The following is an 8,200-nucleotide window of genomic DNA, read 5'->3' as shown; positions in this document are numbered from 1 at the left end:
GCACGCTGGCCAGACTGCGAACTCGGCATGTCCAGGTTCTCGGCATAGTGGATCAACGAGTGCTTGGTGCGGGCCGTGGCGCTGTATTTGGCGCAGAACACCGGCCGGCGCTACGACACCCTGTTCTCCGACGAGGCCGACGGACCGCTGGACCCGGAGCGCAAGCGCATGTTCATGGCGATGAAGCGGCGAGTGCTGGAACTGGGTGGGTATACGCGGGAGTTCTTTGTGTCGCAGACGCCGGAACTGACAGCGATGGCAGATGCGGTGATCGATCTCGAAGCGATGAGCGCGGCGCGGTGTCCTGGGTGAGCGGCCTCCGCCGGGCCACCGGAGGCCACGTCCTGAAAAGTGGAGTTATCAGGACGTCATTTGAGCTCGTTATTTCAGCCAAACTCGGCAGGCCGCTCACACAAGAGAAGTTGTGTTTCATGCCGGCGCTCAGCAGACAACTCATCAAGCTACGCCTGTGGACCGGTTGACGCAACCCGGCCAATGAGAGCGACGGTGATGCTTGGCTACAGTACCGGATCAGTGAAGCGGGGATGGCTGAGAGGGTTGACGTGCCGTTTGACCTGGCATGGGAGGCGTGCGGTTTGGTGATCAGGTACTCAGGAAACCTGATGGCCAGTGACGTGCTGGCGTGTCACGAGCGGATTGCGGCGGACCCCCGCTTTGACGACCTTCGCTTTGCCATCGTGGATGCGCGCTCGGTTCAGGCGCTGACGGCCACGAGCGCCGAGATCGAGCTGATCGAGGCCTTCCTGCAAGGTCCGGCGATGACTAACCCAGCGATCTCCGCCGTGTTCGTGGCCACCGAACCGTCTGTTCTCGCTGCCCTGGGCACCTACAACGCCATCAGCGACCGTGCCTACCGGATCACTGTTTGCGATTCGCTCACCGAGGCGCGCGCGCAGTTGGGCGCACGGCCTGCGCAACCGCGTTCATCGTAGATCGCGCGCCTGGTCCACTTGCGGCGAACAAGCGACGTCGCCGCAGACTCAGAGGCCGCGCTTCGCACGGGTAAGCAGCGTACAGACCTCTGTGGAAACTTGCGCAAAACGGGATCCGGCCCCGATCAGGCGCTCGGCCTGTTCAACGGCGCCCGCATTGATTTGGCGCGCGACCTGTCCGGCAGCGTTGTGAAACTCCGCGTGCCGCTCGAGCAAGGCGGTGAACCCAGGCGCCGAGCCCCAACGTCGTCCGCCATTGCCATGGAGCCACTGACCCAGCGGACAGCGATCGTCGCGGCAAAGCGTGTCAGCGTCGAGCGAAGACCGCTCGGCGATTGCCTTGCGCAGCCTGACCTTCCATTGCCGATGCGCCTCGATGGCCTTGTCGAAGTCGAAGTCAGTCACCACCGCCGGTGCGACCTCCACCGCGAGTTCCAGGCCCGCGGGAAGCTTAAATCGATCGACCTCCTGTGCCAGGGTAAGGGCCTGGTCCTTCATGGCTTCGGCCGCTGCGGCCGTCTGCTCCACCAATGCGGCGTTCTGTTGGGTCATGCGGTCGAGTTCGTTGACCGCTTGGCCGATCTGGGCCACGCCCTGGCTCTGCTCGCGCGAGCCTTCGGCGATGTTGGAGAGCAATCCGCTGACCCGCTGCGAAGCGGCGACGATCTCACCCATCCGCTCGCCGGCCGTGTTGACCACGGCGGCTCCCGCGTTGACCTGTTCGACGCTGCCGCCGATGAGTCCCTTGATTTCGTGGGCCGCGTGCGCCGCCCGCTGCGCCAAGGTGCGGACTTCGGATGCCACGACTGCGAAGCCGCGACCCTGCTCTCCGGCACGCGCGGCCTCGACAGCCGCGTTGAGCGCCAGGATGTTGGTCTGGAAGGCGATGCCGTCGATCGTGCCCACGATGTCGCCGATGCGCCCCGAGGACTGACGGATGGAGTCCATCGTCTGCACCACTTGGTGCATCACGTCGCCGCCGGCCGCAGCCGACGCTTCGTTGCCGGCGGCCACGCGCGCAGCCTCGCTGGCGTGATCGGCGCTGTTCTTCACTGTCGCCGAAATCTGTTCCATGGAAGCGGCGGACTCCTCCAGGTTGGCAGCGGCCTGTTCCGTCCGGGCCGACAAATCCATCGCGCCCGAGGCCACTTCGCTGCTGGAATGCACGATCTCCTGGCTGGACCGGCGCACGCGCAAGACCATCGTTCGCAGGGACTCCTGCATCTCGCGCAGTTCGAACATCAACTGCGCGGCCTCATCGCGCCCCCATGGCGACGGTGACGTCGTGAGGTCGCCCTCGGTCATCGCGCGCAGGTGCCGCCGCGTTTCGTTCAGACCGCCATCCATCACCCGGTAGAAGCTGAAGAACAGGTAGCCGGCCACGGCGAGCGAGGCGAACACCACGCCGGCCATCCAGGCGGCCTGGTGCAGGAGGTCGTCGCGGACCTCTCCGACGTAGATGCCGGAGCCGATCACCCAACCCCACGGTTCGAACCCCTGCACGTAGGACAACTTGTCCACCGGTTTGTCGCTGCCAGGCTTGGGCCACTGATAGGCGACGAATCCCTTGCCCTCGCTCCGGACCTTGTCGACAAACGCTTTGAAGAGGCGCAGGCCGTTGGGATCTTTGAGGTCGGAGACGTCCTTGCCGTTGAGTTCCGGCTTGATCGGGTGCATCAGGACGTGCGGGTGCATGTCGTTGATCCAGAAGTACTCGCTGCCCTCGTAGCGCAAGGCCGCCACGGTGTCCCGGGCCCACTGCTGGGCCTGATCCCTCGACAGCTTGCCCTTCGTCTCGAGCCCATGGGCCTGAACCAGGATCCCGTGCGCGATCTCGACATGCTGGCGCGTGGCATCGGCGCGCGACTTCATCGCGTGATCGGATTGCTGAATCAGTTGCCAGGCGACCAATGCCAGCAAGGGCACGACGAAGGCCAGCGAAATGATGGCGGCCTTGGCGCTGAAGCGCAGGGCGCGGAACAGTCGTACGCCCGGTGCCCAGATGCCGTGATGTGCGAAGAAGCCGGCGGCGGCGGGTGGCCTGGCCATGGGTGCGGTCGCGTAGGTCGAAGTTCGTGCGGTTGTGCTCGTCATGGCGCGGTGCTCCCTCCTTCGGAAGTGCAGCCATGCCTGACCTGCCGCCCGTCCCGTAGTGGGTTTTCGTCACAAGCCGCCAAGGGTTGAGGCTCGGCGCGCTGGAAACCTGGCCCTTACACGTCGCGCGCGGCTCGCAACCGACAAGCGCCGGCGGTCCTGAGGTCGCCCGCTGGCCTACAAGAGAATGGCCTTGTTGAGCACCTGGTGGCGGGGCAAGCCCGCGTAGGCCGCGAGCGGGTTGATCTCGCGCGCGAGATCCGCGGACAACTGTTCGACTTCCTTGAACAGGTCCGCCAGGGCGTGGACCTTCTCCGGCTTGTCGAAGATGAGCCGGGATCCGTCGGGCACGAACAGCGCCGCGCGGTAGGACGGTTGGTCCAGCAGGAACTTGAGGTGGCTGCGGACTCGCTCGACCAGCAGCAAGTCGACGCCGAACGGGACGGCGAGTTCCTGGTCCGTCATGTGCCAGGCCAGTGCCGCGATGTCGTAGCTCGACAGATCGATCGCCTTGTCCGCGTCGTAGCGCAGGTTCTTCAGCAGGCGGATGCACTTGCGCAGCGAGCCACGGACCGTCTTGCACTTGTCCTCGATGAGCCCGATGTGCATGAAGGGTCGGTTTTTCATGCGCTGGGCCAGCTTGCTGTCCAGCACATAGATGTCGCGATGTCGCTTGTCCCCGGTCCGCTTCCAGTCCAGCGTGTCGTGCCAGTGGGACGGGATCACGTCCACCGCGCGCTGCAGCGACCCGCCGGTGAGCGAGACCGCTTTGCTGGGCGTCGCGTCGACCTTTGCGCCCCAAAGACGTCGCTCCAGAATGGCGATGCACTCCGCGCGCAAGCCGGCCAGTTCCTCGGCCGGCGTCTTGCCGGGAATGTCGTGGTAGCTGTAGGCAGTCTTGGCCGCCGCGTCGACCGTGACGAACCCATCGTGCAGGACCAGCAGGTCGACGTCGCTGTTGCCGCGCACATGGACGTCGAGGGGCACCGAGCCCTGGTAGTCGAAGGCCGCGGGAATGTTGGCGGCGGCCAGGCCCTCGGCGAGGCGGTCACGCACCCGGTTGCCTTCCGCGTACGACTTCAGCGTGTAGTCGGCGTCGACGGCCTGCATGGCGCCAATGGCGTACTTGACGGCTTCCGGTTCGGCGAGTTGCTGGAACTTCTCGAGCTTGGCCGTCCCATTGAGTGCCTCGGCGAAGTTGTAGGCCCCGTCGCGGCTGTACAGGCCTTGGCGCCTGTCCTTCAGGCGCTGGATCTTCTGGCTGTAGTTCATGGATTGACGGTCCTCGATGCGTTTGAGATGGCGTTTCGAATATTGCGAGTTTCGTTTGTTGCGTTTATGATGTCAAAACACCAGGAGACCCCCATGACCGCCAACGACCTGTCCCGAACGAGTTTGCCCCTTGAGCAAGAGGTTCAGGCCGCCGCCAAGGGCCAGCGCGCGCTGGCCGCCTACTTGGCGACCCAGGGCGAGATCCAGCGCATCCAGATCTACGACGAGAAGAACAAGGCGCATCAGGTCGAACTGCCGACCTCGGCACTGCGGCTGCTCGTCGACATCCTGGCCGAGCTTGCCGATGGCAATGCCGTCAAGGTGGTGCCCATCCACGCGGAGCTCACGACGCAGGAGGCGGCGGACATGCTCAATGTCTCGCGCCCGCATCTGGTCAAGCTGCTCGAAGAGGGTGTGCTGCCGTTCCACAAGACCGGCAAGCACCGGCGCGTGCTGTTCGCCGATCTGATGCGATATCGCGAAGAGCGCGAGCAAGCCAGCCACGCGGCAATGGAGGCCCTGGCGCAGCAGGCCCAGGATCTGCGCATGGGCTACGAATGAGGCACTCGAACTTCACCGCGGTCTACGACGCCTGCGTCCTCTACCCCGCACCGCTTCGAGACTTCCTGATGTGGCTGGGGCTGACCGGGCGCTTCCGGGCACGGTGGAGCGCGCAGATTCATGAGGAGTGGAAGCGCAGTCTGCTGCGCGATCGACCGGACCTGACGTTCGAGCAGTTGAATCGCACGTCGGAACTGATGGACAAGGCGATCCCCGATGCCCTGGTCGCCGGCCACGAGGCGCTCGCTGACAGCCTGCAACTGCCCGATCCAGGCGATCGGCATGTGCTTGCCGCGGCGATTCGCTGCGGTGCGAACGTCATCGTCACCTTCAACGAGAAGGACTTCCCCTCCGAAGCGCTCGATCCCTTCGGGATCGAGGCGCAGCACCCGGACCTGTTCATCGATAACCTCTTCGATCTCGATCCTGCCGCCGTCATCTCCGCAGCGCAGCGGCAGCGTGGTCAGTTGAAGAATCCGCCCATGGCGGTGGACGTCTACCTGGACGTGCTCCTGCGGCAGGGCCTTGCGCAGACGACGCAGGCGCTGAGCAGTTACCGGGCCATCCTGTGACCCGCGATCGCAGGTCGATGCGGCGGCAGCGAGCGATCACGCCCATCGCGCGGGGAGGGCGTTGATGGGGTTCGCCTCCAGGTTCTTCAATGGTGCATCGCGGCAAACGCTCTATGCGAGGGTGACGCCGTCGCCCGAGCAGGTCGAGTTCCTGCAGACCCAGTGGAACGAACTCGCTGATCACCTGAAGCACGAGTTGCCACAGCAGCACGGATACGCCGTCAGCACCTGGCTGCAGGGCGGCGGGCGTTTGCCGCGCCGCTTCATCGGCCTCGGCCGGCCCAACAGGCTCGTCAGCGGCGCGCACGCTGGCCGGATGCCAAGTGCTCGCGGGCGATGTTGCCGAACATCCAGGCCCGCTTCCAGAAGCCGTGTGCCTGCAGCTCCAGACTGACCATCACCGCGTACCTCAGGTGAGACTCCGAACGCAACGGCACCGGGTTAGACGTCGGCGTGGTTGGCCTGGAGTGTTCCTGCGGGAACTGCTTGCGGTGCTGCCGAACGGCCGCCCTAAGGGCGTCGACGGCCTCACGAGCCGTGGCACCGAAGGCTTGGATCCTGACCTCGCAGGCCCTGGCCGCGAAGTCGCCTTCCCATGGGAAGACCCAGAACCCCGGCGTGCCGGCGACGCCCAGCAGCCGGTGGCGCTTGGTCGGCGCGATCTCCGGTGTGGCCGACGCGCACACGCCCCAGCCGCCGTGCGCCGACCAGGTGAGGCACGGGCCGCTGCAAGACGCGAGCAGGTCCGTTGCCCGTTGCTGTTGGGCCGCAGCCCAGGTTGCCCGCCGCAGAGCCTTGCTCAAGCGCGGCAGCGTCCAGTCGATCCGTGCCGTCGCCGGTACGCTGACGAAGCGCAGGTGTTAGCCGAAGACCGCTGCAGCCCAGGTCACGTGGTACGGCGGCGGGGCGTTGAACCAGACAGCCGTCCCGCTCGGCTTGAGCTGGTCGATGACGAACGCCATCCGGCCGCATTGGCAGTAGCCGGGATTCATCCGGTTCAGGACGACGACTTCGCCGCTGAAATGCTCCCCGCAGTTGCACCGGTCTTCGAGCTCGCAGCCGGGATGGGGCGGGGGGAATTGACAACCGTTGTCAAACCGCCCAAGATCGCCCCATGAGCCGCCAAACCATGAGCTTCGCCTTGCCCGAGTCGATGCGTGAGTACATCGACAACCGGGTCGCAGCAGGCAATTACGGCAACACCAGCGAGTACATCCGCGACCTGGTACGGCGCGATCAGGAAGAGCAGGCCAGGAAGCGGCTTCGCGACCTCATCGAAGAGGGGCTGGCATCCGGGCCAGGCCGTCGTCGCACCCAGCCGGACGAGAAGGAACTGCTGGCGATCGCTCGCGGCGAGGTCGATTGAAGCCGGCGCTTCTGCGCCCGCAGGCGCTGCGCGACCAGCAGCGCGAAGTCCGGTACTACCGCAAGGAGGGGGGTACCCGCGTGGCGGTGAAGGTGGCCAAGGCCACCAACGCCGCGCTTGACCAGCTCGAACTCGACCCTGGCATCGGCTCACCGACGCTCGGAAAGCTCCTTGGCATTCCAGGTCTTCGGACCTGGCAGGTGGCGAAGTTCCCGCTCCTGTGGTGCTACTTCGAACTCGGAGAGCACCTGGATGTGGTCCGGCTGCTAGGCGAGCGCCAGGACATCTTGGCGATCTTGGGCCACGAGTTCGCCTCATATTGACGGCACTCGCGTCGCGGCGGGCGCAGGCCCAGAGCTCTAAGACCGGTCTGTGGCAGCTTGTTCGCCAAGTCGGCTGGCCGGAACCGACACCCATCAGCGACTCCGCCGCCCGGATCGTGCTGCTCCAAAGCCGCCTTTCGCCGATGCCGTGGTGCACTGCTCCGCCCACAGGCGTTTGACGCTGGATACCAACGAAATCGGCATCACAGCAATCGGCCAAGGCTGGACTGCCAGGATCTGTCTCGAAACGAAATTTCGGCACGCGACAAAATTTCAGGGGCTCGCGTCGCGAGCCCCTCGGTTCTCGTCTCCGTCTCCGAGCCAATGCCCCCACCGATCCGATCGAGGCCGTCATGCAGGCAGACCCCTCCTCTCGGCGGGGGAACCAGGCGGGCTGAAGGTTGGCCCGCGCCGGATTTCAATGCAAGCGCGCGCGCGCCTGCCTTGCCGCCACATACAGGCGCGCAGGTTTCGCCAGCGCTTCTTCGTCCTTGAGAGCGGCGAGCGCGGAGTCCAACAACGGTCGCGCGGCTGCTGCATCGCCTTTCAACTGAAGGGCCATGCCGCGCAGCGCATCGATCGAGGCCGGCCATTGCCCCGTGGCACGCCCGGACTCGAGCGCCGCCGGATCGAGTTGATCGATCAGGGACTGCGCGTTCCGGGCCCCGCCGAGTTCGAGCTCGATCAGGGCCAGCACGAACGCCGCATCCTGGGTCTGCGGCGAAGCAGGCCCGACGAGGTTCAGCAGATGCCGGTGGGCCGTGCGCGCCTTGTCCACGGCATCCTTCGCCCTCCCGGCTTCGTCCAGTGTGCGCGCCCAGTTCAGCAGTGTCACGTAGGTCAGCACGTGCCCGTCGCCGAACTCTGCGCGCACGCGCTCGTGGGCCATCTGCGCATAGCCAGTCGCACGTGGCCAGTCACCGCTCCGGAAGGCGACCCCGAGCAATTCGCCGAGCAGTTGCAGATGCCTCGAGTGGTTCTCGCCCAGGAGGGCCACGATTGTCCGCGCCGATCGAACTTTGACCCACCCTGCCGACTGAACTTTGACCCAGGGCTGGT

At 65.6% G+C, this 8,200-nt stretch carries 9 protein-coding genes and 1 pseudogene; 6 read left to right on the top strand and 4 right to left on the bottom strand.

Translation table 11 applies throughout. The features are described from left to right. Positions 1 to 48: 48 nt before the first annotated feature. Positions 49 to 312 (top strand): annotated as a pseudogene (locus D9C15_RS32180) (SMC family ATPase); the annotation flags it as partial. Between the two features lie 311 nt (positions 313 to 623). Further along, positions 624 to 953 carry a hypothetical protein gene (locus D9C15_RS32175; protein ID WP_128003544.1) on the top strand — a complete coding sequence of 110 codons (330 nt, stop codon included), beginning with the start codon at positions 624 to 626 and terminating at the stop codon, positions 951 to 953. A gap of 48 nt (positions 954 to 1,001) precedes the next feature. On the opposite strand, the gene D9C15_RS32170 is transcribed toward D9C15_RS32175, so the two are convergent. Together D9C15_RS32170 and D9C15_RS32165 are read right to left on the bottom strand one after the other, a co-directional pair. Continuing rightward, complete coding sequence (locus tag D9C15_RS32170) at positions 1,002 to 3,047, bottom strand: methyl-accepting chemotaxis protein (protein WP_128003543.1); 2,046 nt, start codon at positions 3,045 to 3,047, stop codon at positions 1,002 to 1,004. 177 nt (positions 3,048 to 3,224) lie between these two features. Next, entirely contained in the window at positions 3,225 to 4,319 is a 1,095-nt protein-coding gene (locus tag D9C15_RS32165) for a hypothetical protein (protein ID WP_128003542.1), read from the bottom strand. Positions 4,320 to 4,412: 93 nt separating this feature from the next. Here D9C15_RS32165 and D9C15_RS32160 point away from each other — a divergent pair, with 93 nt between their 5' ends. Together D9C15_RS32160 and D9C15_RS32155 are read left to right on the top strand one after the other, a co-directional pair. Further along, on the top strand, positions 4,413 to 4,880 hold the full coding sequence (locus tag D9C15_RS32160; protein WP_128003541.1) for a helix-turn-helix domain-containing protein: 468 nt from the start codon (positions 4,413 to 4,415) through the stop codon (positions 4,878 to 4,880). After that, positions 4,877 to 5,452, top strand: coding sequence for a PIN domain-containing protein (locus tag D9C15_RS32155; RefSeq protein WP_128003540.1), 576 nt, complete (start codon positions 4,877 to 4,879; stop codon positions 5,450 to 5,452). The genes D9C15_RS32160 and D9C15_RS32155 overlap by 4 nt, the downstream gene beginning before the upstream one ends. 293 nt (positions 5,453 to 5,745) lie before the next feature. On the opposite strand, the gene D9C15_RS32150 is transcribed toward D9C15_RS32155, so the two are convergent. Then, entirely contained in the window at positions 5,746 to 6,255 is a 510-nt protein-coding gene (locus tag D9C15_RS32150) for a hypothetical protein (RefSeq protein ID WP_128003539.1), read from the bottom strand. Between the two features lie 311 nt (positions 6,256 to 6,566). Here D9C15_RS32150 and D9C15_RS32145 point away from each other — a divergent pair, with 311 nt between their 5' ends. Further along, positions 6,567 to 6,818, top strand: a complete 252-nt coding sequence (locus tag D9C15_RS32145) for a type II toxin-antitoxin system ParD family antitoxin (protein ID WP_128003538.1) — start codon at positions 6,567 to 6,569, stop codon at positions 6,816 to 6,818. Further along, the gene (locus tag D9C15_RS32140; RefSeq protein ID WP_128003537.1) at positions 6,815 to 7,141 is read left to right on the top strand and encodes a type II toxin-antitoxin system RelE/ParE family toxin; all 327 of its coding nucleotides are present in this window, start codon (positions 6,815 to 6,817) and stop codon (positions 7,139 to 7,141) included. Before D9C15_RS32145 ends, D9C15_RS32140 begins: the two co-directional genes overlap by 4 nt. Before the next feature lie 418 nt (positions 7,142 to 7,559). Here the strand turns inward: D9C15_RS32140 and D9C15_RS32135 are convergent. Then, on the bottom strand, positions 7,560 to 8,200 hold a 641-nt coding region (locus D9C15_RS32135), incomplete at its 5' end, for a tetratricopeptide repeat protein (protein WP_205854963.1).

The sequence above is a fragment of the Piscinibacter defluvii genome (assembly GCF_004011805.1).
Lineage (GTDB): Bacteria > Pseudomonadota > Gammaproteobacteria > Burkholderiales > Burkholderiaceae_C > Piscinibacter > Piscinibacter defluvii.
This window is presented reverse-complemented; position numbering and strand designations above follow the sequence as displayed.

What these genes read in the sequence shown, in the direction of transcription:
- D9C15_RS32175 (WP_128003544.1), top strand. Translation starts at nt 624, where the DNA reads ATGGCCAGTGACGTGCTGGCGTGTCACGAGCGGATTGCGGCGGACCCC.
- D9C15_RS32170 (WP_128003543.1), bottom strand. Translation starts at nt 3,047, where the DNA reads ATGACGAGCACAACCGCACGAACTTCGACCTACGCGACCGCACCCATG.
- D9C15_RS32165 (WP_128003542.1), bottom strand. Translation starts at nt 4,319, where the DNA reads ATGAACTACAGCCAGAAGATCCAGCGCCTGAAGGACAGGCGCCAAGGC.
- D9C15_RS32160 (WP_128003541.1), top strand. Translation starts at nt 4,413, where the DNA reads ATGACCGCCAACGACCTGTCCCGAACGAGTTTGCCCCTTGAGCAAGAG.
- D9C15_RS32155 (WP_128003540.1), top strand. Translation starts at nt 4,877, where the DNA reads ATGAGGCACTCGAACTTCACCGCGGTCTACGACGCCTGCGTCCTCTAC.
- D9C15_RS32145 (WP_128003538.1), top strand. Translation starts at nt 6,567, where the DNA reads ATGAGCCGCCAAACCATGAGCTTCGCCTTGCCCGAGTCGATGCGTGAG.